The sequence below is a fragment of the Pseudomonas sp. EL_65y_Pfl1_R83 genome (assembly GCF_963970695.1).
Classification (GTDB): domain Bacteria; phylum Pseudomonadota; class Gammaproteobacteria; order Pseudomonadales; family Pseudomonadaceae; genus Aquipseudomonas; species Aquipseudomonas tritici.
Genome location: NZ_CAXAQI010000403.1, coordinates 1 through 459, shown reverse-complemented (window position 1 = coordinate 459; position 459 = coordinate 1). Strand labels below are relative to the sequence as shown.

The window sequence follows — 459 nt, the reverse complement described above, 5'->3', positions numbered from 1 at the left end:
CGCCAGCCCGGCGACTATCTGTCCTTCATGATCGGTCGCTGGCCAGTGCTGGTGGTCCACGGCCGCGACGGCGAATTGCGCGCCTTTCACAATAGCTGCCGCCATCGCGGATCGATCCTGTGCAAGCCCGGCGAAGGCCATGTCGCGCGACTGATCTGCCCCTATCACAGCTGGACCTATGGTCTGGACGGGCGTCTGCTCGCGGCGGGACGGATGCCCGAAGTCTTCGACAAGGGCGAGCACAGCCTGAAGCCGATCCATCTCGAACGCGTTGCCGGGGCCGTGTTCGTCTGCCTTGCCGAAACGCCACCCGACATCGCCACGATACGGCGCGACCTGACGCCGCTGCTCGCGCCGCACAACCTTGGCCATGCCAAGCTCGCGCATCAAGCGACGCTGGTCGAATATGCCAATTGGAAGCTGGTGATGGAAAATGGCCGCGAATGCTATCATTGCGCA

The 459-nt window shown here is 63.6% G+C and carries 1 protein-coding gene; it reads left to right on the top strand.

The features are described from left to right. Positions 1-459: aromatic ring-hydroxylating oxygenase subunit alpha (locus AACY08_RS29520; protein ID WP_339472620.1), on the top strand; the 459-nt coding region annotated here is incomplete at both ends.